This window comes from Bacillus sp. V33-4 (assembly GCF_002860225.1).
GTDB classification, from domain to species: domain Bacteria; phylum Bacillota; class Bacilli; order Bacillales; family Cytobacillaceae; genus Bacillus_BJ; species Bacillus_BJ canaveralius.
The window spans coordinates 24,269-48,682 of the sequence record NZ_PGVC01000026.1 but is presented as its reverse complement, the minus strand read 5'-3'; the positions used below and the strand labels follow the sequence as shown (position 1 = coordinate 48,682).

Genomic DNA, 24,414 nt, shown 5'->3' with positions numbered 1-24,414 from the left:
TGACACTTACTCGGGTTGGACTTTCACCAACTAGCAATTAACGGCTTGCTGGGCACGCAAAAAACAAAAATCAGGCCTGGTGGCCCGATTTCAATCTTGCTTACTCCGAATCTTTTATCTTCTATTATATATATCTTAACAGCTCGTTTCCTTTTTGCCCCTGTTCGCCCTAGAGTTGATAGGCACGCTCGTGTAATATACTTTCTATATGAGGATGGTATCCCAAGTAATTGCTTAAAATATATTGTTTATAATCATTTTGACTATGATTTTTAATCGTATTTTCAATTGTTTTCATCAAAATTCCTGTGAACAACAAATAGGGAATGACAAAAACTTTACTGAAGGGACTTTCAGCTGCGATTTTCAGTCCTTCTTCCAGACCAGGATCGGCAGCTGTTAAGTAGCACGTATCGACTCGTCTTACGCCACTGCGTTGTTTCAGCAGCTTGGCAATGTCGCCTAGATCCCGCTTAACATCAGGATCTGAACTTCCTCTTCCTATTAACAGGACCATGGAGTCATCGGTAAGGGGCTCGTTTGTTTCTTCAATGCGTTCGATCAAGGTTTCAACCATTTTTGGATGGACGCCAATCGGGCGCCCGTAGTTCAACTGAACTTCAGGAAACTGGGAAGCTATTGTATTTAGCTCATTGGGAATATCTTCTTTAGCATGAACGGCCGTCAGCAGTAATACTGGGACTGCTGCGATTTTCGTTGCCCCTTGTTCAATGCAGCGTTTGTACGCTTCCGCAATATTCGGCTGCGCAAGTTCAAGGAAGCAATACTCGTTTATCGGTGCCGGGCTTTCTGTCATCGTTTTTTCAATGAAAGCGACTGCTTGTTGTTGTGCTGCCGGAACCCGGCTTCCATGGCAAATATATAAAATAGCTTCCATTAATATGCCTCGCTTGCAAACAGGCTTTCTTTTATTTGTTTATTTTCAAACCAATTGATTTTGTCGCGCATATTAACAACATCTCCGACAATGATCATGCAAGGATTTTCTACTTTCCCCTTAAGAGCGGCCTGCACTACGTCACCAAGTGTAGTGACGACAGTTTTTTGTGCATGTAATGTCCCCCAGTTAATAAGCGCGACCGGTGTATCTTCCCGTTTTCCATAGTGGAGAAGTTTCTCTCTTATATAAGGAAGGTTTTTGACACCCATATAGATTGCAAGCGTATCGATCCCTTTCGCGAGAAGCTCCCACTTGATGTTGTCATCTTCGCCTTTCTTCCGATGTCCGGTAACAATCGCAAAGGATGAACTGTGGTCCCGGTGCGTTACGGGGATGCCGGCATACGCCGGTGCTGCGATTCCTGCTGTGATACCGGGAACAATTTCAAACTCGACGCCGTTTGCAGCAAGCACTTCCGCTTCCTCTCCTCCCCTGCCAAACACGAACGGATCGCCGCCTTTTAAACGGGTTACGACTTTTCCCTTCTTGGCATGCTTAACGAGAAAATGGTTAATCGTTTCCTGTCGCAGCGAATGATAGTTCGGAAGTTTCCCGCAATAAATCAGCTCTGCTGTCGGCTTTGCATACTGCAGCAGCTCAGCATTTACCAGTCGGTCATACAGAATCACATCCGCTTCTTTAATGCTATTCAATCCTTTTACCGTGATTAACTCCGGGTCTCCAGGACCGGCCCCTACCAGATAGACTTTCCCCGATTGCATGTACCTCACCCCTCATCATTAAAGAATTGTTTCAAATCGCGATAATACAAAACCGTTGCCGTTGCGGATTTTTTTCTTTTCATATAGAGAAACATCGTTGACTTCCCTTTCCTTTAAAAAATGCTTCTCCAGTTCAACATCGACAAGGCGAAAGGCCGCTTCATCATTTTCAGCTGCAATGATGACATGGGTCACCTCTTGATCGATCGTTACTTCAAATCGGTATAGATTCATGTTTACGTCACCTTTCTTTATTAAACAGCGACACTGCCAATTATGACGTTTAAGCGCTCCTGCAATGGCTCCGTCCCGACTCGCTCAACATAATCGAAAAACGATTCACCTGCTATTTTTGTATCTTTAAAATAGATTAAAATCTCTTTAAGAACAAAATCGAGCTGATTTGCTTCCACTTTTCCCTTTAGTTTAGCGTTTAATTTACCGCCGTTATCAAGCGTGCCACCGACATAAATTTCAAAGGCTTCAACCATCACCTTATCTTTGTTCTTCATTTTAATACCCTGAAGCCCGATCTCGGCAATTTGCCGCTGTCCGCAAGAATTTGGGCAGCCGACCATGTGGATCCTTACCGGGACATCAAGTTCTACTTGCTTATCCAACTGTTCGGCAATTCTTTTCATTCGCTCCTTCGTTTCAACAAGCGCAAGATTGCAATATTCTATACCGGTACAGGAAACGGCATAGCCGATAAACTTGCTCGGAGCGATCGGGAACTTTTTAAAAATTTCCTCGCTTTGAAGTGCTTCGACATGTTGATCGGGTATATTCGGAATAATGACATTTTGAGAGTTGCAGTTTCTAATTTCGCCATTTCCGTATTTTTTTGAAATTCGCGCTAATTCTAAAACTTCATCTGGAGTCAAGCGGCCCACAGGTACGTTTATACCGACATAGTTAAGCCCCGCCTGCTTTTGTTGATGAATTCCATAAAAGTAACCGGCATTCCATCCTTTTGTCGCATCTTCCCCTTTTTCAGGAAGCGGCCCGGTCAGTTCAATGAGCTTTTCCTTCAATTTTTCAGTGCCCCAATCGGCAACGAGAAATTTAAGACGGGCGCGGTGACGTTTTTCACGGTAACCGTAATCACGGAAAATCGTTGTAATTGCTACCGCAACATCAAGTGTCCTGTCTCGGGTAACAAACACATCAAGGGTCTCAGCCAGAAAAGGAACAGCTGATAAACCTCCGCCCACCTTAACGTGAAAACCAGCAACTCTTTCCCCATTTAATTCTTTATAAGCCGGTATAAAAGACAAACAATTAATTTCCGCATTCGAAGCATTGTGCACATTTGAGCTGATCGACAGCTTGTATTTCCTTGGCAGATTTGAAAAATCCTCATTGAATTGGAAGTATTCATAGACTTCCTTCACGATGCTGCTCGTATCAAACAATTCATTTGGATCGATTCCGGTCAGCGGATTACCGACAATATTTCTCGTAATATCCCCGCATGCACCTGCACTGGACAGCCCTACTTTGTCCAGCCTTGCGAATATATCGGGCATTTGTTCAATCGTCAGCCAGTGAAACTGGATCGCCTGCCTTGTCGTGACATCATAGACTCCCCGCCCGTAATCCTTCGCAATATTAGCAAGTGCAACAGTCTGGTCATAGGTTAACATCCCTGATGGAACACAAACACGCATCATGAAATAACCGTCTTCCTTAGGGCGCTGTAAGTATAATCCGGCCCATTTGAACATATCCCATTCTTCTGTTGGGATCGATGCGAAACCATGCTCGGCATAATAAGGGATATCATCATAAATCTTTAAGCCGTCTTTTTCGAGCTTCCTCGTTTCAGTCTTGTTGATTGCAGGATTGCCCGCCCAGAACTTTTCATAAGCCATTTCAATTCCCCCAGTTTATATAAATTTTTTTAATCTAAGATAATCAATGATCTGTTCAACACTTTCTTCGACTGTATAAAGGTCTGTCTCAATTGTAATCTCAGGTTCCACCGGTTCCTGATAGGGAGAAGTTATCCCGGTAAAATCCCGGATAAGACCATCTCTCGCTTTTTGGTAAAGGCCTTTTGGATCGCGCCTTTCACATTCTTCAAGCGGGCATTTAATATATACTTCAATGAACTCATCCTGTTCGAGAAGGCTTCTGACAAGCTGCCTGTCCTCTAGAAAAGGGGAAATAAAAGCCGTTAAAATCACGTGGCCGCTATCAATAAACAGCCTGGAAACTTCTCCTATCCTTCTAATATTTTCTTTTCGATCAAGGTCGCTAAAACCAAGATCCTTATTCAATCCATGACGGATGTTGTCACCATCTAACACATAGTTATTGATTCGCTGGTCAAAGAGCCTTTTCGCTACCTCATTGGCAACAGTCGATTTTCCTGATCCCGATAAGCCAGTAAACCAGATGACAAAACTGTGATGACCGTTTTGCTTTCTTCTTAACTCTTTTGAAAGCGATAAATCATGCCAGGTGATATGTGAACTTTTACTCAAAAATAATCCTCCCCGATCCGTTATGCTCTCACTGCATTTTCCTGTAATCCTGCAATTAACACTTCGACCACTTCTTTGCGGCTGAAGGTACTTGGAGGGGTTTCGCCATTTCGCAGCAATTCTCTTACCTTTGTTCCCGAAAGAATGACATGGTCCACGCTTGAGTGCGGGCATGTTTTCGCTGACGCCATATTTTCGCATTTAGAGCAGTAAAAGCTGTGTTCAAAAAATAATAGGGTAATCCCCAATTCTTCCGGATAAAATTCGCTGAAAATCTTCTGTGCATCATAAGTGCCATAATAATCGCCAACCCCGGCGTGATCACGGCCGACTATAAAATGGGTACAGCCATAATTTTTCCGGACGATTGCGTGGAACACCGCTTCACGCGGCCCTGCGTACCGCATCGCTGCTGGAAATACAGCCAGAAACACACGATCGAGCGGATAATAGTTTTCAAGTAAAATTTGATAGCTTTTCATTCTGACATCAGCGGGAATATCATCCGATTTTGTTTCACCAACGAGCGGATTTAAAAATAATCCATCAACCGTTTCGAGCGCCGTCTTTTGGATATATTCATGGGCCCTGTGGACGGGATTCCTCGTTTGAAATCCAACGACGGTTTTCCAGCCCTTATCCGCAAATATTTCTCTCGTTTGCTGCGGATCTAAGTAGAATGACTGAAAATCGTTCCGCTCGATCCGTTTTATAAGGGTAATCTGCCCGCCGATATAGACATCACCTCTTTGGAAAAGTTTGTTTACCCCTGGATGTTTAAGCTCTCGTGTCCGGTAGACAGATTGCGCTTCTTCATGCTTATCCGAATAATAGATATCGGAGATCGTCATGATTCCGTATGTCTCGTCCTTGCTGACCAGCCGCACTTCATCGCCGAGTGAAAGCTTGATTGCTTCTTGTTCCGTAACCGGCAGCGTAATGGGAATACTCCACACTGTACCATCCGAGAGGCGCATTCTATGTAAAACAGATTCGTAATCTTCCTTTCTCATAAACCCATCTAACGGACTGTATGCGCCTGTCCCAATCAATTCAAGATCACTTAATGCGATTCCATCCAGCTCAATCTGTTTGGCAATTTTTTTATAATCAAATGAAGGATTCCAGCGATTGATTAATGTTCCCCCATGCGGAAAGCTTAATGTCATATTAATTTCCTCCTGTCCTTTTCAAAATCAAGTATCCTTATAGGAAAAATAGGTTTTTCAGCTAGATGCCTCCGCCTTTTTCATAAATAATCCTACCGTCTTCTCTTATTGTTTTCGCCAAGCTAAGCGTTCCAAGCGTTGCAGCACAAACACTGAATAAAACAATCACAGAATATAGGTCACTCTCGACAAATATCTTCACAAAGCTGTATGAAACCACCAGCGAGACGATTGGCGAAACGATCCATACTTTAAGAATTTTGTTGATGATTTTCTTTTTCAAAATACCCCATCCATTTTGCGATGCGCCGATTCCAATAATAGCTGTGCTGGTTACCTGTGTCAGCGGAACGGGCAGGCCGTAAATGGAAGCAAGGATAACCAGGAATGCCCCGGTTCCTGAAATCGCGCCGCCTTCCAGCAAGGAGAAGTTAGTAATCTTTTTCCCATTTGTTTGCAAGACACCCCCGCCCATAAATATCGCACCGAGGGCGATAAATAAGCCGCCAATGAGAATACCTGTATGAATCGGTACGATTCCAGCGCCTACCAACGGCCCAACCGCATTGGCAACATTGTTCATGCCCGCTGAAAAAGCTTCAAAGAATCCAACAATGATCACAAATACAGCGAGCGTTTTTTGCATCTTTTCATTTTTCAAGCCCGGATAGTGCTTCTCCAGCTTTTTTATAAACTTTCCTAACAGAAGTGCAATCGCAAACCCTGCAGCAGGAACGATAATCCAAAAGCTGACGATGACCAAAATATTATTGATGTACAAAGCCTGATAGGCAATTCCCACACCGACAACAGATCCAACGGTAATTTCACTGGTCGAGAGCGGTATCCCCATCAGGTTGGCGATAAATAAAGATATGGCTGCTGAGGATAGGATGATCAACACCACTTTTACGGTCAGCAGCGACTGCGGAATAATGTCTGTTCCAATCGTTTTGACCACTTCACTCCCGCCCACGGCAGCCCCGGCAAAAATAGCAATTCCGCACAATACCAATGCCTTTCTCCTGCTTGGAATAGCGCCCGAACCGTATGCGATGCTAATCGAAGCCGCTGCCCCGCTCGCTCCAATATTCATCGCAAAAAACAGGGCGACGATACAAGTTATATAAGTTAGGATCATATTGATTACCTCTTATTGATGAAGTCCGCATTCAATTTTATTCTGGCCGGTCCATCGGCCTGACCTCAAGTCCCCGCTATTGAAAACAGGTGCAGTGCACGTCTTGCAGCCGATACTTGGGTAACCATGATCATGGAGAATGTTATACGGCAAATTGTTTTTGTGGGCGTAACGCCAAATATCCTTCCACGTCCAATGGATGAGCGGGCAAATCTTCACCGATTGAAAGCGGTGGTCTTTATTGATAAATTGTGTATGTTTCCTTGTTTCGGATTGTTCTCTCCTTAATCCCGACAGCCATGCCGCTGTTCCTGAGAGCACGCTGTTAAGCGGAGTAACTTTTCGAAGTTCACAGCATTTGTTCGGGTCGCTCTTCCATAGTTCATCCCCGTATGTGTGCGCCTGTTCTTCCAGAGACAAATCGGGTTTGTTCAGTTCAATGACTAATTGCGGATATTTCTCCTTCACTTGGTCAATTAACTTGTAAGTCTCCGCGAAATGAAGTTCAGTATCGAGAAAAACGATTCTCGCTGTTTCATTTACTTTGGAGATCAAATCGATTAAGACAATTCCTTCAATCCCAAAACTGCAGGCATAAACAAGGTTTCCCTCTCCATAATGCGAATACGCCCACTTAAGAACGTCTAAGGCCCCTTTTGTCTCGTTAGCATACGAAAAGTCCAGTGCCGAAAATGTATCAAAATTTTGATACGTGATTAATTGCGCCAAATCAATCCCTCCAAATTCCAAAAAAAGAGACAGTTCTAACCGGTAAGGTTAAAACTGCCTCTAGTTTATCTAGTCAGCAAGCTCACTTAATTCTAAGTTTTTCATTTTTTTCAATTTGCACGACTACACCGTCCTGAACAACCAGTGTGATTGAACCGTACTTCATCCCCGCCAGGATTTCCTGCAAATGCGAATAAATTTCATCGAACTGATTTACTTTCTTTCCCAAGCAAGCCCCTCCTTCTAAATAAAAAAACCTTTCCACTTCGGAAAGACTCATCAGGTAAGAATATGTTTACCTTATCTTCCAAAATGGTTTCACATTTTGTTGGATTTAGCACCTTGCTTGTTCAGCAGGTTGCCGGACTTCATCGGGCCAATTCCCTCCGCCGCTCTGGATAAGTTTATTTTTTCTAAATTTTAACACAAAGGAATTCCATGTCAATACTTTAAAGTACTGAAATGAAAAATAGGAATTTAGTCCAGTAGAACCGATCAAAGCTACGAAAAAGATTAATTCCTATAATTCCGATGAGTTCTATTTAAATTAACAGGATACCAGTTAGTTGTCAATCGTAATTTTTAAGTTTCTCTTTCCCTGGTACGTACATATGATGCAATACAGACAATTTAAAATTTTTTCAAAATCTGATGATTTGACATTTTTAGCGGCTCGTAAACCGTCATGAAAGACTATCTCAATTCTCTACGTCCACCCTATTTTAAAAAAGAGTGATTTTCTTAATTTTTAAAAAATGGTTGACACAAGTATGTGGATGTTGTAAATTTTAGTCAATTGAATACAAACGATTTCTTATCGAGAGAGGTTGAGGGAATGGCCCGAAGACACCTCAGCAACCATCAATGCCCTAATAGCATTGAAAAGGTGCTAAATCCTGCAAGTTTTTTATGAACTTGAAAGATGAGAAGAACGGCTGCGTCCAGCATACAAAGTCTTCTTCTTGAAGGCTTTTTTTATTTCTTAAAGGAGTGGTGGCAATGTACAAAATAGATACGAAGCTGGCCCAAATCGGCAACAGGAGCGATATTACAGGATCGGTAAGTCCGCCTGTTTACTTCTCTACGGCCTACATGCATGAAGGGATCGGCGAATCATCCGGCTATGACTATATCCGAACAGGCAACCCAACCCGCCAGCTCCTCGAAAAAGCGATCGCAGACCTTGAACATGGTGACCAGGGTTTTGCCTGCAGTTCGGGCATGGCAGCGATTGCCACATTGCTATCATTGTTTCAATCAGGCGATGAGTGGATTGTCAGCAAAGATTTATACGGTGGCACATATCGATTGCTTGAACACGGTTTCAGGAAGTGGGGATTAACGTGTCAATACCTCAACACAAGCTGTGTTGAGGAGTTGGATAAAAAAATAACTCTACAAACGAAAGCCATTTTTATTGAAACCCCAACCAATCCCCTAATGGAGCAAACCGATATTGGCGCTATTTCAGAGCTGGCCAAAAAGCATGGATTATTGCTGATTGTCGATAACACATTTTATACACCCATTCTCCAGCAGCCCCTCCTTCTCGGCGCTGACATTGTCATACATAGCGCCACCAAGTACCTCGGCGGTCATAATGATGTGCTGGCCGGGTTGATTGTTGCCAAAGGTAACGATTTATGTGAAGCTCTTGAATTCCACCATAATGCAGCGGGCGCAGTGCTCAGCCCTTTTGATTCATGGCTGTTAATCCGCGGCATGAAAACTTTAGCGCTCCGGATTGAAAAACACGAGGAGAATGCAAAGAAGCTTGTTCAGTACCTTTCAAGCCATGAAAGTGTAACAGATGTCCTTTACCCCGGCAGAGGCGGGATGATTTCTTTCAGAATCAAGGATGAGACATGGGTGAACCCTTTTTTAAAAGGATTATCCTTGATCACATTTGCTGAAAGCCTTGGCGGTGTCGAAAGCTTTATTACTTATCCCGCAACGCAAACACATGCGGATATCCCGGAGGAAATCAGAATCGAAACCGGGGTCTGCAACCGTTTATTAAGATTTTCCGTTGGCATAGAAGCTGTGGATGATTTAATTGATGACCTTGAGCAAGCATTCAGATCCGTCGTTGAGGAGGCTACCTTATGAAAGTGAGCAGTGAAATACATTTTGAAACGAGGCTTCTGCATAATAGCCAGAAAACGGATCAGGCAACTGGTGCTGTAAGTGTTCCGATTCACCATGCCTCCACTTTTCATCAATTCGATATTGAAAACTTCGGAAAATACGATTATAGCCGGAGTTCCAACCCGACACGCGAAGCTCTTGAGGAGGCAATCGCCGATCTCGAAGAAGGCACAAGGGGCTTTGCCTTTTCATCCGGAATGGCAGCAATCTCGACAGCCTTCCTTCTTTTGTCTTCTGGTGACCATGTCGTGATTTCCGAGGATGTTTACGGAGGAACATACCGCATGGTTACAGAAGTTCTTTCGAGAATGGGAATTGAATATACGTTTGCCGATATGACAGATCTTCACGCCGTCCGGGAGGCCGTTCAGACTAATACAAAGGTTTTTTATGTTGAGACACCTTCAAATCCCCTCTTAAAAGTTACCGATATACGAGCGGTCAGTGAACTGGCAAAAGAGCACAACGCATTAATTTTTGTCGACAATACGTTCCTGACCCCGGCTCTGCAGAAACCTTTGTTATTGGGAGCCGACGTCGTCCTGCACAGTGCAACAAAATTTTTATCCGGCCATAGTGATGTTGTCGCCGGACTCGCTGTCGTCAAAGATGAGGAATTGGCCGGGCGACTTTATTTCCTGCAAAATACGATTGGTGCCGTTCTTGGTGTCCAGGACGCCTGGCTGGTATTGAGAGGGTTAAAAACGCTTCATGTCAGGCTGGAACAATCTTTAAAAAGTGCAGCCCAAATTGCCTGTTTTTTAAGAACTCACCCTGCCATTCATAAGGTGTATTTCCCGGGCTTTGAGGACCATCCACAGTATGATCTCCAGCACAGGCAGGCAAACGGAGCAGGGGCGATTCTCTCGTTTGAATTAGCCGGAAAAGAGGCACTTTACCAATTTGTCTCGAATGTTGAAATCCCTGTTTTTGCTGTCAGTCTCGGCGCAGTCGAGTCAATTTTATCCTATCCGGCAAAAATGTCGCATGCATCGATGCCGATTGAAGAAAGGAAAAAACGAGGAATCAGCGATAGTCTGCTGCGCTTATCAGTCGGTCTCGAAAATCCTGCAGACATCATTAAAGACTTTTCAGCTGCGTTGGAAACAACGATGCAACATTTCGCTCACCAAGGAGTGAAACTATGAGCTTTCTTAAAAAAATGGAAAATCAAATATTGATAGCAGATGGTGCGATGGGTACACTTTTATACTCTTATGGCACGGACTGCTGTTTTGAGGAACTGAACCTTTCCGAGCCGGAACAGATCCTAAATATTCACAAAGCGTATATCAATGCAGGCGCGGACCTTATCCAAACGAATACTTATGCAGCCAACTACTTGAAGCTGCAGCGATATGGACTGGAGGATTCAGTTAAGGAAATTAATAGTGCTGCTGTGAAAGTTGCCAGGAATGCAGCACAGGACAAAGCATACGTACTCGGAACAATCGGCGGGAACCGCGGGATAAAGCCCCATTCGATTTCGATTGAAGAAATAAAAAGGAGTTTTCGTGAACAATTATACTGTCTTCTTTTGGCAGGGGTAGACGGCCTGCTCCTTGAAACGTATTATGACCTAAAAGAGCTTGAGACCGTTTTGTCGATTGCCAGGAGAGAAACTGCTCTCCCAATCATTGCCCAGGTATCCCTTCAAGAAACAGGAATACTGCAGGACCGGACACCAATCAATGAAGCTTTTGAAAGATTAGAGCTAGCAGGTGCTGATATTATCGGGCTTAACTGCCGGCTTGGCCCACATCATATGTTGTTGACGCTCGAACAGGTGGCGCTGCCAAAGCATGCCTATCTTTCTGCCTATCCAAACGCCAGTCTTCCTGCCTATGTCGATGGCAAATTTCATTACGAAGGAGATGCAGAATATTTCAGAAAATCGGCACAACCTTTCCGGGAACAGGGAGTCAGGCTGCTCGGCGGCTGCTGTGGTACAACGCCGGAGCATGTCCGCGCCTTTGCTGAAGAACTAAAAGATAAAGCCCCTGTAACAAACAAAATCGTTAAATTAAAAGAAAAGAAAATTATCGTAGAAACAGCTATAGTAAAAAGAGCGGAGCCTCCCCTCGATCACGTCGTCAAACAAAGACGTTCGGTGATCGTCGAGCTGGATCCACCGAGAAAGCTTAATACGGGGAAATTTTTCGAGGGAGCTAAGGCCCTTCAGGATGCCGGGATCGACGCCATAACACTGGCCGATAATTCACTTGCTACTCCAAGAATCGCGAATGAAGCATTAGGGCATCTCGTGAAACAGAAACTGGGCCTGAGGCCGCTCATTCACATTACATGCCGGGACCGCAATATCATCGGGCTGCAGTCCCACCTTATGGGACTTTATACACTCGGTTTACACGATGTGTTAGCCGTAACCGGAGACCCGGCCAGAGTCGGTGATTTTCCCGGTGCATCTTCGGTATACGATATGTCATCGTTTGAATTGATTCAAATGATTAAGCAATTAAATGAAGGGCTATCCATTTCTGGAAAGGAACTGGGACAAAAAACTGCTTTTTCCGTTGGCGGTGCTTTTAATCCCCATGTTCGCTCATTGGATAAAGCCGTTAAACGCCTTGAAAAGAAAATCGCGTGCGGAGCCGATTATTTTATTTCGCAGCCCGTTTTTTCTGAAGAAAAACTGATTGAAATCCATGACGCAACTGAACATATTGAAGCACCGATTTATATTGGAATCATGCCCCTAATCAGCAGTAAAAATGCTGAATACCTGCATAACGAAGTCCCCGGTATCAAAATATCAGAATGTATCAGGGAAAGAATGGCTCGTTTTAAAGACCTTCCTGCTGACGCTTCCAGGGAGGGGCTCGAGATTTCAAAATCTTTAATTGATGCTGCTCTTGAGTTATTTAATGGCATTTATTTAATCACGCCATTTCTACGGTATGAATTGACAGTAGAATTAACGAATTATGCTCGGCGCCATCACAACGCTTTAACTGGGAGGAACGACCATGTCCAAACCAATATTCTCTGATCAAATCAAAGAGCGAATCCTTATTATGGATGGGGCCATGGGAACGATGCTGCAAAGAGCTGGCCTTACAGCGGAAGATTTTGGCGGTGAGCAGTATGACGGCTGCAATGAATATTTAAATTTAACTGTCCCCGATGTTATTGAGCAAATCCATTATGAATACTTGGAGGCAGGAGCAGATATTATTGAAACAAATACGTTTGGCGCAACAAGCCTGGTCCTCAATGAGTATCAACTTGGCCATAAAGCCTATGAACTTAACAAAGTTGCTGCGCAAATTGCCAAAAAGGCCGCAGACAGAGCTTCTGCGACAGGCCGGCCGCGTTATGTTGCCGGATCAATGGGGCCGACAACAAAAACGTTAAGCGTCACCGGCGGGACGACGTTTGCTGCATTAATTGAAACATACGAAGAACAAGCAATTGGTTTAATTGATGGTGGTGTTGATCTTCTGCTCCTTGAAACAAGCCAGGATCTTCTCAATGTCAAGGCAGGATACATCGGTATTGAAAGAGCATTTGCGAAAACCGGCACGACGCTTCCGTTAATGATATCCGGTACGATTGAGCCAATGGGAACGACCCTCGCCGGCCAAACAATTGAGGCATTTTATATTTCAGTCGAGCATATGAAACCAGCCGCTGTTGGGTTGAATTGTGCGACAGGTCCGGAATTTATGCAGGATCATATCAGGTCGCTTGCCAACCTGTCTTCAACCGCAGTCAGCTGTTACCCGAATGCCGGTTTGCCTGACGAAGAAGGACAATATCATGAAACACCTGAAACGCTCGCAAAGAAGCTCGCCGGTTTTGCCGAGCAGGGCTGGCTGAATATAGTCGGTGGCTGCTGTGGTACGACACCCGACCATATAAGAGCGATTGCTGCTGCGATGAAGGATTTTAAACCAAGAACTATAAACCAGGACCACAGCCATAAGGTTTCCGGAATTGAACCATTAATCTATGATGACCCGTCACTTCGTCCGATCATGGTCGGTGAACGTTCCAATGTGATTGGCTCCCGAAAGTTCAAAAGGTTAATCAGCGAAGGCAAATATGAAGAAGCATCTGAAATTGCCAGAGCCCAGGTCAAGGGCGGTGCTCATGTCATTGATATATGCCTCGCCGACCCGGACCGGGATGAGCTGTTCGATATGGAACAATTTATTATCGAAGCTGTTAAAAAGGTAAAGGTCCCGTTAGTAATTGATTCAACCGATGAAAAAGTAATCGAAAAGGCGTTAACCTACTCGCAAGGGAAAGCGATCATTAATTCAATTAATCTTGAAGACGGTGAGGAACGTTTTGAAGCGATCTGTCCGCTCATTCATAAATATGGTGCTTCAGTAGTGGTTGGCACGATTGACGAAAAAGGAATGGGCGTAACAGCTGAACGCAAGCTTGAAATCGCGAAGCGCTCTTATGACTTGCTTGTTCACAAATACCAGATTCGCGCGGAGGATATAATTTTTGATCCACTCGTCTTCCCAGTCGGTACGGGAGATGAACAATATATTGGTTCAGCTAAGGCTACCGTTGAAGGGATCCGTTTAATAAAAGAGCAGCTTCCGGACACACAGACCATTTTGGGAATCAGCAATATATCTTTTGGCCTGCCTCCCGTCGGCAGGGAAATTCTGAATTCTGTGTTTCTGTACCATTGTACACAGTCCGGGCTTGATTACGCGCTTGTGAACACGGAAAAACTCGAGAGATTCCCGTCGATTCCAAAGCAGGAAGTCGCATTGGCAGAATCACTTTTATTCAAAACTGATGACAAATCTTTAGCAAAATTTACTGAATTTTATCGTGGTAAAAAGAAGGAGTCGAAAAGCAAATTACCAGCAATGAGCTTAGCTGAACGACTGTCCTATTACATTGTTGAGGGAACGAAAGAAGGACTGCTGCCTGATCTGGAAAAGGCCCTCAGTAATTATCCGGCACCGCTTGATATTATTAATGGCCCGTTAATGGAGGGAATGAAGGAAGTCGGCCGCCTTTTCAACGATAATCAATTAATCGTTGCAGAAGTCCTCCAAAGCGCTGAAGTGATGAAAGCATCTGTAGCTTTTCTAGAGCCGTTTATGGAAAAGGGCGCCGTTTCCTCTTCGAAAGGTAAAATAATATTAGCGACCGTTAAAGGTGATGTTCATGATATTGGCAAAAACCTGGTTGAGATTATTTTGAGCAATAACGGTTTTCACGTTGTTGATCTTGGCATAAAAGTGTCACCAACGGATCTTGTCGCGGCGATTCGAACCGAACAACCCGATATAGTCGGGCTGTCTGGTCTGCTTGTTAAGTCTGCCCAGCAAATGGTGTTAACTGCCCATGATATGAAGCAAGCCGGGATTTCTGTGCCAATTTTAGTAGGCGGCGCTGCCTTATCGCGTAAATTTACAGATACAAAAATTTCCAGAGAATATGACGGAATCGTCCTGTACGCTAAGGATGCGATGACCGGACTAACTCTTGCCAATCAGCTGCAAACTCCTGATAGTTATGATAAGTTGTTGGCCGACAAACAGGAAAAGATAACGGCCTTGGTGGAGGATCGGCGAACTCAAGCCTCCGTTTCCACTGCCATCAAGTCGATTCCTGAAGTAACCGTTAAGCCAGAGCCGGTTTTTATCCCCAAGGATACAAAGAGGCATATATTGAAAAACTATTCCCTGTCCTATGTTCTTCCTTATATAAATCAACAAATGCTGATTGGCCACCATTTAGGGGTTAAAGGAAAGGTCTCCAGACTGCTTGAGGAACAAGATGAAAAAGCGTTAAAAGTTAAAGCAGTGGTGGATAGTTTGATACAGGAGTCGCTGGAAAAAGATTGGATTCAGCCTGCGGCTGTTTATCAATTTTTTCCGGCAAAGTCAGATGGTAACCGCGTTGTTGTTTACAGCCCTGAGCAGCATAGCGAGGTGCTCGACGTATTTGACTTCCCTAGACAGGAAGCTGATCCTTACCTTTGTTTAGCAGACTATTTAAAATCGTCCGAAAGCCCGGAAATCGACTATGTTGGTTTTTTTGCGGTAACAGCTGGCAGAGGAATTCGCGAAGCAGCCGAAAGGTTAAAGAAGGAAGGCCGTTTCCTGGAAAGCCATGCACTGCAAGCACTCGCTTTGGAAACTGCCGAAGGTCTGGCAGAGTTGATTCACCGGCAGATGCGCGATCGCTGGGGTTTTCCTGATCCGACAGAAATGACAATGAAAGATCGATTTTCAGCAAAGTATCAGGGGCAACGTTTTTCTTTTGGATATCCGGCCTGCCCAAATCTTGAGGATCAAGCAAAGTTGTTTAAGCTTATACGTCCAGAAGAGATCGGTATTCATTTAACAGACGGATTTATGATGGAGCCGGAAGCTTCTGTAACAGCCATCGTGTTTGCACACCCGGAGGCACGCTACTTTAATGTTTTAAAATAGGCCTATCAGCAGTATTTATATTCCGATACACCAAAAAAGCAGATGGGTCGTCACCCATCTGCTTTTTATAAACAAAAATTACTCTGTGATTGTAGCAACAACGCCAGCGCCTACTGTACGTCCACCTTCACGAATAGAGAACTTAGTTCCTTCTTCGATTGCGATAGGAGCGATAAGCTCAACTGTCATTTCGATGTTGTCGCCAGGCATAACCATTTCTACGCCTTCAGGAAGGTTACAAATACCAGTTACGTCAGTTGTACGGAAGTAAAACTGAGGACGGTAGTTTGTGAAGAATGGAGTATGACGTCCACCTTCTTCTTTTGATAAAACGTAAACTTCAGCTTTGAATTTTACGTGTGGAGTGATTGAACCTGGCTTTGCTAATACTTGGCCACGTTGGATTTCTTCACGTGCAACACCACGAAGAAGGGCACCAATGTTGTCACCAGCTTCAGCGAAGTCAAGAAGCTTACGGAACATTTCAACTCCAGTTACCGTAGTTGATTTTGGCTCTTCAGTTAAACCGATGATGTCGATAACGTCACCAACTTTAACTTGTCCGCGCTCAACACGACCTGTCGCAACAGTTCCACGTCCTGTGATTGAGAAAACGTCCTCAACAGGCATCATGAAAGGCTTGTCAGTGTCACGAGTTGGAGTTGGGATGTATTCGTCAACAGCAGCCATAAGTTCAACGATTTTTTCTTCCCAAGCAGCATCTCCTTCAAGAGCTTTAAGGGCAGAACCTTTGATTACAGGAATATCGTCACCAGGGAAATCATATTCAGAAAGAAGGTCACGAACTTCCATTTCTACTAATTCAAGTAGCTCTTCGTCGTCAACCATGTCACACTTGTTCATGAAAACAACAAGGAAAGGTACACCTACTTGACGAGAAAGAAGGATGTGCTCACGAGTTTGTGGCATTGGGCCATCAGCAGCAGAAACAACAAGAATTCCGCCGTCCATTTGAGCAGCACCAGTGATCATGTTCTTAACATAGTCAGCATGTCCCGGGCAGTCAACGTGTGCATAGTGACGGCTAGCTGTTTCATACTCAACGTGTGCAGTTGAGATTGTGATTCCACGCTCACGCTCTTCAGGAGCTGCGTCGATTTGATCGTATGCACGAGCTTCTGCACCACCAGCTTTAGCAAGAACAGTAGTGATTGCAGCAGTTAAAGTTGTTTTACCATGGTCAACGTGACCAATTGTACCGATGTTAACGTGTGGCTTTGAGCGATCGAATTTAGCTTTTGCCATTAGGAAAATCCTCCTTTGGATATTAAAATTAAGTATATTTATGGGCTGTGAATAAGTTTAGGCTTTAGTCACAGCTCCATGCTTACATAGTAGTTATACTTTATTAAAGGGTGAAAATCAATTATTCACCTTTATTTTTTTTGATGATTTCTTCAGAAATTGATTTTGGTACTTCTTCGTAATGGTCAAAGTGCATTGAGAATGTTCCACGTCCTTGCGTATTTGAACGCAATGATGTTGCATAGCCGAACATTTCAGAAAGTGGAACCATTGCGCGAACAACTTGAGCGTTTCCGCGTGCTTCCATACCTTCTACACGTCCACGACGGGAAGTAACATCTCCCATGATATCTCCCATGTATTCCTCTGGAATGACAACTTCAACCTTCATGACAGGTTCAAGGATAACAGGGTTACATTTGGAAGCTGCGTTTCTAAGAGCCATTGATGCAGCGATCTTAAACGCCATTTCACTGGAGTCAACATCATGGTAAGAACCATCAAACAATCTTGCTTTAATATCTACTAATGGATATCCGGCAAGAACACCTCTGCCAAGAGCATCTTCAAGACCTGCTTGTACAGCCGGGATGTATTCACGAGGAACTACACCACCAACGATTCCATTTTCGAATTCAAAGCCTTTACCTTCTTCGTTTGGAGCAAATTCAATCCAAACGTGTCCGTATTGCCCGCGTCCACCAGATTGGCGCGCGAATTTCCCTTCAACTTGTGCTGAACTGCGGAAAGTTTCGCGGTAAGCAACCTGAGGTGCACCAACATTAGCTTCTACTTTGAATTCACGGCGCATACGGTCAACAAGAATATCAAGGTGAAGTTCACCCATACCGGCGATGATTACTTGGCCAGTTTCTTGATCTGTATGTGCTCTGAATGTTGGATCTTCTTCTTGCAGCTTTTGAAGAGCTGTAGTCATCTTGTCCTGGTCCGCTTTTGATTTAGGTTCAATTGAAAGCGAGATAACAGGCTCTGGGAATTCCATAGATTCAAGAATGACAAGATTCTTTTCATCACACAGAGTATCACCAGTAGTTGTATCTTTAAGACCAACTGCGGCAGCGATATCCCCTGCATATACTTGTGAAATCTCTTCACGGCTGTTCGCATGCATTTGCAGGATACGTCCTACACGCTCACGCTTGCCTTTAGTAGAGTTCTGTACATAAGAACCTGAGCTCAATGTACCAGAGTATACACGGAAGAATGTAAGCTTTCCAACATAAGGGTCTGTCATTACTTTAAATGCAAGAGCTGAAAATGGCTCTTCATCGCTTGAATGGCGTTCAATCACTTCTTCCGAATCAGGAAGTGTACCTTTAATTGCTGGTACATCGAGCGGAGATGGAAGATAGTCGATTACTGCATCAAGCATCGGTTGAACACCTTTGTTTTTGAAAGCTGATCCACAGATTACCGGGTAGAATTCAACGTTTACTGTACCTTTACGAATTGCCGCTTTCAGCTCTTCGTTAGAGATTTCCTCTCCACCAAGGTATTTCTCCATTAAGTCTTCGTCAAACTCAGCTACCGCTTCAATTAACTTTTCGCGGTACTCTTCAGCTTGATCCATGTATTCTGCAGGGATATCACGCTCTTCGACTTCTGTGCCCAGATCGTTGCCGTAGAATGTAGCTTTCATTTCAACTAAGTCAATGATGCCTTCGAATGCATCTTCAGCACCGATTGGCAATTGAATAGCAGCTGCATTTGCCTGCAAACGGTCATGCAAAGTTTTCAAAGAGTATAAGAAGTCCGCACCGATTTTGTCCATTTTATTAACGAACACAACACGCGGAACTCCGTATGTTGTAGCCTGGCGCCAAACAGTTTCTGTTTGCGGTTCTACACCGGATTGGGCATCAAGAACAGCTACCGCACCATCAAGTACACGGAGGGAACGTTCAACTTCAACTGTAAAGTCTACGTGTCCCGGTGTATCGATAATGTTTACACGATGGCCTTTCCATTGAGCAGTTGTTGCAGCAGAAGTAATTGTAATCCCGCGCTCCTGCTCTTGCTCCATCCAGTCCATTTGAGACGCGCCTTCATGAGTTTCACCGATCTTATGGATACGGCCAGTATAATAAAGCACGCGCTCAGTTGTAGTTGTTTTACCGGCATCGATGTGTGCCATGATGCCGATATTACGTGTATTGTCCAAGGAGAACTCTCTTGCCATTTGGTCTTTCTCCTTCCTAGTATCAATGTTTTAATTAGAGTGCAAATAATTCTACCAGCGATAGTGAGCAAATGCTTTGTTTGCTTCAGCCATCTTGTGTGTGTCTTCACGCTTCTTCACTGATGCTCCAGTGTTGTTGGCAGCATCAAGAATTTCATTAGCTAAACGCTCTTCCATCGTCTTTTCTCCACGAAGGCGTGAGTAGTTTACTAACCAGCGAAGACCAAGAGTTGTCCGGCGTTCTGGACGCACCTCAATTGGTACTTGGTAGTTAGAACCACCTACACGGCGAGCTTTAACCTCAAGTACTGGCATGATGTTTTTCAGTGCTTGTTCAAACACTTCCATCGGCTCTTTGCCAGAACGTTCGCTAATAATATCAAATGCAGAATAAAGAATTGCTTGTGATTTACCTCTCTTGCCGTCTACCATCATTTTATTGATCAGGCGAGATACCAGCTTTGAGTTGTAAATCGGATCCGGTAATACGTCTCTCTTTGCAACAGGTCCTTTACGAGGCATGGATGTTCCTCCTTTCAAAAAAAGCTTAGATTTAATAGATTATTTTTTAGCAGCTTTAGGCTTTTTCGTTCCATATTTAGAACGGCCTTGCATACGGTTAGTTACTCCAGCAGTGTCAAGTGCGCCACGAACGATGTGATAACGTACACCAGGTAAGTCTTTTACACGTCCGCCACGGATCAATACAACACTGTGCTCTTGCAGGTTATGCCCGATGCCAGGGATGTAAGCAGTAACCTCGATACCGTTTGTTAAACGAACACGCGCATATTTACGCAATGCTGAGTTCGGCTTTTTCGGTGTCATAGTACCAACACGAGTACAAACCCCGCGTTTTTGTGGTGAAGATACATTTGTTTGTGCTTTCCTGAAGCTGTTGTACCCTTTATTAAGCGCAGGAGATTTTGACTTTTCCTCTTTAGTTTTACGAGGTTTGCGCACTAATTGATTAATTGTAGGCATTGATTTTTTCCTCCCTTCATTTCTACATTTAAAGCCCACACATCCAGGTGGTTCATTTTAAAACAAAAAACAAAGTTCTTGCATGTATCATACTGCAAAAACAGTTTTTAAACGATTATTGCGACCGCTGAGGCACCCACTTCAATACCGCATGCCTTACCAAGTTTTTTCATGGAACACACATGGGAAATCGGTATGTCCATTTCCGTGGCTGTTTGCTTGATCTTTGCTATTACCCTTGGGTCAGCATCGTCAGCAACAACTAGTTCAATGGCTTTACCGGATTGAAGCGCCTTAACCGTCTGTTTTGTTCCTACGATAATTTTCTTAGCCTGAATTACTTTTTCATAAGACATTTATCATATCCTCCAAAGCACCAGGTAAATAGGAGCACCTTTGCTATATTAACATTTTGCTATAAGGATGTCAACATTGTAAAAGGTTTTTTTAAAAAGTTATATATCATAATTCTTTTTTTAGAAATAAAAGCGGTACTTACGGTGTGTTCGACCGTGCAAGTACCGCTTAATTATTAAGCTTTTTTACTCAACCGTTATAGCATCTTCAAGCGTATCTTCTTTAAGAAGCGGCTCCGCTTTTCGATACCGCTGCATGCCGGTTCCGGCTGGTACAAGCTTGCCGATAATAACGTTCTCTTTCAGGCCTAGAAGTTCATCGCGCTTGCCTTTGATCGCAGCATCGGTAAGAACCCTTGTTGTTTCCTGGAAGGAAGCCGCTGAAAGGAATGAATCTGTTTCAAGCGATGCTTTTGTGATTCCAAGCAATACCGGTCTTCCTGTCGCCGGAAGTTTTCCAGAGAGAAGTGCTTTTTCGTTTGCATCGGTAAACTGATGGATCTCGAGAAGCGTTCCTGGAAGAACATCGGTTTCTCCAGCATCGATCACGCGCACTTTCCGAAGCATCTGGCGGACCATTACTTCGATGTGCTTATCGCCGATTTCAACGCCCTGCATCCGGTATACCTTTTGGACTTCGCGAAGCAAGTATTCCTGAACAGCTCTAACATCTCTAACTTTGAGCAATTCTTTCGGATCAATAGAACCTTCCGTAAGTTCCTCTCCGCGCTCGACTCGATCGTTCACAGCCACTTTTAAGCGGGCAGTGTACGGAGCATTATACGTACGGGATTCCACTTCGCCTTGAACGACGATCTCATGCTGGCGGTCTTTTCCTTCGTTAATTCCGACAACCGTTCCCGCAAGTTCGGAGATAACTGCTTGCCCTTTAGGGTTCCGTGCTTCAAACAGCTCCTGGATACGAGGCAGACCCTGCGTAATATCGTCACCAGCAACTCCGCCTGTATGGAAAGTACGCATCGTTAACTGGGTACCCGGTTCACCGATTGACTGAGCAGCAATGATACCAACTGCTTCGCCAACTTCAACCTCTTGACCGGTTGCCAGGTTGCGGCCGTAACATTTTTTACATACACCATGGCGGGTATTACATGTGAAAGCAGACCGGATATTTACTTCTTCAATATTAGCTGCAACGATCTCTGTAGCAATATCTTCGGAAATTAAGCCGTTTGCTTCAACAATCACATTGTTTGTTTCAGGATGCCTGATCGCATTTCTTACATGACGGCCAATTAATCGTTCCTCAAGAGATTCGATTACTTCCGTGCCGTCTTTAAGCGCTCTGATCAACAAGCCTCGGTCCGTTCCGCAATCATCCTCACGAACAATCACATCCTGGGCGACATCAACAAGGCGACGAGTCAAGTAACCTGAGTCAGCTGTTTTAAGGGCTGTATCAGCAAGACCTTTACGGGCACCGTGTGTGGAAATAAAGTACTCCAGTACTGTTAAGCCTTCACGGAAGCTGGACTTGATCGGTAATTCGATAATCCGGCCGGCCGGGTTGGCCATCAGACCGCGCATCCCGGCTAACTGGGTAAAGTTAGACGCGTTACCACGGGCACCTGAATCACTCATCATAAAGATCGGATTCGTTTTATCAAGAGATTTCATCAGCTTCGCTTGAATGTTATCTTTCGCAGCACTCCAGATTGAAATAACCCGGTCATAGCGCTCATCTTCAGTAATGAGACCGCGTCTGAACTGCTTTAAGACATTATCAACCTTGCCTTGCGCTTCTTGAATAATCTCCTGCTTTTCTTTTAATACAACGATATCCGCGACACCAACTGTAATTCCAGCTCTGGTAGAGTGCCTGAATCCAAGGTCTTTCATGCGGTCAAGCATTTTCGACGTTTCTGTGATTTTGAAACGTTTAAACACTTCAGCGATAATGTTTCCAAGGATTTTCTTTTTAAACGGATCGACAAGCGGCATTCCGCTAATGACTGATTTAACGTCAGAACCCGGCTCTACAAAGTATCTTTCTGGAGTTTTCTCCTCAAGATTTTGTTTAGTAGGCTCATTAATATACGGGAATGTCGAAGGCAAAATCTCATTAAAGATAAGCTTTCCTACAGTTGTAATCATCAGCTTTTTGTTTTGTTCTTCTGTAAATGTCTGGTTGTTTAACGATCCGGCATGAACCGCAACTCTTGTATGCAAATGGACATAGCCGTTTTGGTAAGCAATCAGTGCTTCGTTTGTATCTTTAAAAATCATGCCTTCCCCGACAGAACCTTCACGCTCGACCGTTAGGTAGTAGTTACCTAATACCATATCCTGTGATGGAGTAACAACCGGCTTACCGTCTTTAGGGTTCAGGATGTTTTGAGCAGCGAGCATGAGAAGTCTTGCTTCTGCTTGCGCTTCTGCAGACAATGGAACGTGAACTGCCATTTGGTCACCGTCAAAGTCGGCATTGTATGCTGTACATACAAGCGGATGAAGACGGATTGCACGGCCTTCCACCAATGTCGGCTCAAACGCCTGGATACCAAGTCTATGAAGAGTTGGGGCCCGGTTAAGCAATACAGGGTGCTCTTTAATGACGTCTTCAAGCACATCCCAGATTTCTGGTGACACTCTTTCAATTTTGCGCTTAGCCGATTTGATGTTATGGGCTAAACCTTTTTCTACAAGCTCTTTCATCACAAACGGTTTAAACAGTTCAAGAGCCATTTCCTTCGGCAATCCACATTGATACATCTTTAAATTCGGGCCTACGACGATTACAGAACGGCCAGAATAGTCAACACGTTTTCCCAAAAGGTTTTGGCGGAACCGTCCCTGTTTACCTTTAAGCATGTGAGAGAGAGATTTTAACGGACGGTTACCAGGTCCTGTTACCGGACGGCCGCGGCGGCCGTTATCGATGAGTGCATCAACCGCCTCCTGGAGCATCCGCTTTTCATTTTGAACAATGATGCTTGGAGCGCCTAAATCCAACAAGCGCTTTAAACGGTTGTTACGATTGATTACACGGCGGTAAAGGTCGTTTAAATCCGAAGTTGCAAAACGGCCTCCATCTAATTGCACCATTGGACGAAGCTCAGGCGGAATTACAGGAAGAACGTCTAAAATCATCCATGACGGTTCATTTCCTGAACCACGGAAAGCTTCCAGTACTTCAAGGCGTTTAATCGCACGAGTACGGCGCTGGCCCTGGGCTGTTCTCAGTTCTTCTTTAAGCGTATCGACATCTTTATCCAAATCAATGTCGGAAAGAAGCTTTTTAATCGCTTCAGCACCCATCGAAGCCTGGAATTTATTTCCGTATTTATCACGATATGCCCGGTATTCCTTTTCAGAAAGGAGCTGTTTCTTTTCAAGAGCAGTATCGCCAGTTTCCGTCACCACGTAAGAGGCAAAGTAGATGACTTCTTCAAGTGCCCGGGGGGACATGTCAAGAACAAGTCCCATCCGGCTTGGAATCCCTTTAAAATACCAAATATGAGATACAGGTGCAGCAAGCTCAATATGGCCCATGCGCTCACGGCGAACCTTCGCTCGGGTTACTTCAACGCCACATCGGTCACAAACTACCCCTTTGTAACGGACACGCTTATATTTGCCGCAATGACATTCCCAATCCTTTTGCGGACCGAAAATACGCTCACAAAACAAGCCGTCTTTTTCTGGTTTTAATGTACGATAGTTAATCGTTTCTGGCTTCTTAACCTCACCGAAAGACCATGAACGGATTTTGTCCGGTGACGCAAGACCAATCTTCATATACTCAAAATTATTTACATCTAGCAAGGGGCCTACCTCCCTTTCGATCTCTAGGT

Annotated in this window: 19 protein-coding genes and 2 riboswitches; of the genes, 4 read left to right on the top strand and 15 right to left on the bottom strand. The window is 44.2% G+C overall.

The window, feature by feature from the left end:
- Window positions 1–169: 169 nt before the first annotated feature.
- The 9 genes from CVD23_RS10505 to CVD23_RS10465 all read right to left on the bottom strand — a co-directional run bounded on the left by CVD23_RS10505 (window position 170) and on the right by CVD23_RS10465 (window position 7,410).
- Window positions 170–898: a sirohydrochlorin chelatase gene (locus tag CVD23_RS10505; RefSeq protein WP_101665965.1), complete on the bottom strand. Its 729-nt coding sequence runs from the start codon at window positions 896–898 to the stop codon at window positions 170–172.
- Window positions 898–1,683, bottom strand: a complete 786-nt coding sequence (gene cobA / locus CVD23_RS10500; protein ID WP_101665964.1) for a uroporphyrinogen-III C-methyltransferase — start codon at window positions 1,681–1,683, stop codon at window positions 898–900. Before cobA ends, CVD23_RS10505 begins: the two co-directional genes overlap by 1 nt.
- 18 nt (window positions 1,684–1,701) lie before the next feature.
- Complete coding sequence (locus tag CVD23_RS10495; protein WP_101576214.1) at window positions 1,702–1,917, bottom strand: DUF3906 family protein; 216 nt, start codon at window positions 1,915–1,917, stop codon at window positions 1,702–1,704.
- A 20-nt stretch (window positions 1,918–1,937) separates the two neighbouring features.
- Window positions 1,938–3,557, bottom strand: coding sequence for a nitrite/sulfite reductase (locus tag CVD23_RS10490; protein WP_101665963.1), 1,620 nt, complete (start codon window positions 3,555–3,557; stop codon window positions 1,938–1,940).
- Window positions 3,558–3,572: 15 nt separating this feature from the next.
- Window positions 3,573–4,172 (bottom strand): adenylyl-sulfate kinase, encoded by a 600-nt coding sequence (cysC, locus tag CVD23_RS10485; RefSeq protein ID WP_101665962.1) that lies wholly within the window; start codon window positions 4,170–4,172, stop codon window positions 3,573–3,575.
- Window positions 4,173–4,192: 20 nt separating this feature from the next.
- Window positions 4,193–5,341: a sulfate adenylyltransferase gene (sat, locus tag CVD23_RS10480; RefSeq protein ID WP_101665961.1), complete on the bottom strand. Its 1,149-nt coding sequence runs from the start codon at window positions 5,339–5,341 to the stop codon at window positions 4,193–4,195.
- Window positions 5,342–5,402: 61 nt separating this feature from the next.
- Window positions 5,403–6,482, bottom strand: coding sequence for an inorganic phosphate transporter (locus CVD23_RS10475; RefSeq protein WP_101576218.1), 1,080 nt, complete (start codon window positions 6,480–6,482; stop codon window positions 5,403–5,405).
- Between the two features lie 12 nt (window positions 6,483–6,494).
- Complete coding sequence (locus CVD23_RS10470) at window positions 6,495–7,211, bottom strand: phosphoadenylyl-sulfate reductase (RefSeq protein WP_101665960.1); 717 nt, start codon at window positions 7,209–7,211, stop codon at window positions 6,495–6,497.
- Between the two features lie 82 nt (window positions 7,212–7,293).
- Entirely contained in the window at window positions 7,294–7,410 is a 117-nt protein-coding gene (locus CVD23_RS10465; protein ID WP_373270841.1) for a YezD family protein, read from the bottom strand.
- 98 nt (window positions 7,411–7,508) lie between these two features.
- Window positions 7,509–7,616, bottom strand: a riboswitch (SAM riboswitch).
- A 406-nt stretch (window positions 7,617–8,022) separates the two neighbouring features.
- Window positions 8,023–8,140, top strand: a riboswitch (SAM riboswitch).
- 70 nt (window positions 8,141–8,210) lie between these two features.
- Here CVD23_RS10465 and CVD23_RS10460 point away from each other — a divergent pair.
- The 4 genes from CVD23_RS10460 to metH are packed head-to-tail and all read left to right on the top strand — an operon-like array spanning window position 8,211 to window position 15,793.
- Window positions 8,211–9,320, top strand: a complete 1,110-nt coding sequence (locus CVD23_RS10460) for a methionine biosynthesis PLP-dependent protein (protein ID WP_101665959.1) — start codon at window positions 8,211–8,213, stop codon at window positions 9,318–9,320.
- Window positions 9,317–10,507, top strand: coding sequence for a cystathionine beta-lyase (gene metC, locus CVD23_RS10455; RefSeq protein ID WP_101665958.1), 1,191 nt, complete (start codon window positions 9,317–9,319; stop codon window positions 10,505–10,507). Before CVD23_RS10460 ends, metC begins: the two co-directional genes overlap by 4 nt.
- Entirely contained in the window at window positions 10,504–12,369 is a 1,866-nt protein-coding gene (locus tag CVD23_RS10450) for a bifunctional homocysteine S-methyltransferase/methylenetetrahydrofolate reductase (RefSeq protein WP_101665957.1), read from the top strand. Before metC ends, CVD23_RS10450 begins: the two co-directional genes overlap by 4 nt.
- A complete protein-coding gene (gene metH / locus CVD23_RS10445; protein WP_101665956.1) occupies window positions 12,347–15,793 on the top strand; it encodes a methionine synthase in 3,447 nt (1,148 codons plus the stop codon). The genes CVD23_RS10450 and metH overlap by 23 nt, the downstream gene beginning before the upstream one ends.
- Window positions 15,794–15,871: 78 nt before the next feature.
- Here the strand turns inward: metH and tuf are convergent, their stop codons facing one another.
- The 6 genes from tuf to rpoC all read right to left on the bottom strand — a co-directional run bounded on the left by tuf (window position 15,872) and on the right by rpoC (window position 24,385).
- Entirely contained in the window at window positions 15,872–17,059 is a 1,188-nt protein-coding gene (tuf, locus tag CVD23_RS10440; RefSeq protein WP_101576225.1) for an elongation factor Tu, read from the bottom strand.
- A gap of 121 nt (window positions 17,060–17,180) precedes the next feature.
- Complete coding sequence (gene fusA, locus CVD23_RS10435) at window positions 17,181–19,259, bottom strand: elongation factor G (RefSeq protein WP_101576226.1); 2,079 nt, start codon at window positions 19,257–19,259, stop codon at window positions 17,181–17,183.
- 51 nt (window positions 19,260–19,310) lie between these two features.
- On the bottom strand, window positions 19,311–19,781 hold the full coding sequence (rpsG, locus tag CVD23_RS10430) for a 30S ribosomal protein S7 (protein ID WP_101576227.1): 471 nt from the start codon (window positions 19,779–19,781) through the stop codon (window positions 19,311–19,313).
- Between the two features lie 39 nt (window positions 19,782–19,820).
- Entirely contained in the window at window positions 19,821–20,243 is a 423-nt protein-coding gene (gene rpsL / locus CVD23_RS10425) for a 30S ribosomal protein S12 (RefSeq protein WP_101576228.1), read from the bottom strand.
- A 107-nt stretch (window positions 20,244–20,350) separates the two neighbouring features.
- Window positions 20,351–20,599 (bottom strand): 50S ribosomal protein L7ae-like protein, encoded by a 249-nt coding sequence (locus CVD23_RS10420; RefSeq protein ID WP_101576229.1) that lies wholly within the window; start codon window positions 20,597–20,599, stop codon window positions 20,351–20,353.
- 186 nt (window positions 20,600–20,785) lie between these two features.
- Window positions 20,786–24,385: a DNA-directed RNA polymerase subunit beta' gene (rpoC, locus tag CVD23_RS10415; protein ID WP_101576230.1), complete on the bottom strand. Its 3,600-nt coding sequence runs from the start codon at window positions 24,383–24,385 to the stop codon at window positions 20,786–20,788.
- Between the last annotated feature and the right edge of the window lie 29 nt (window positions 24,386–24,414).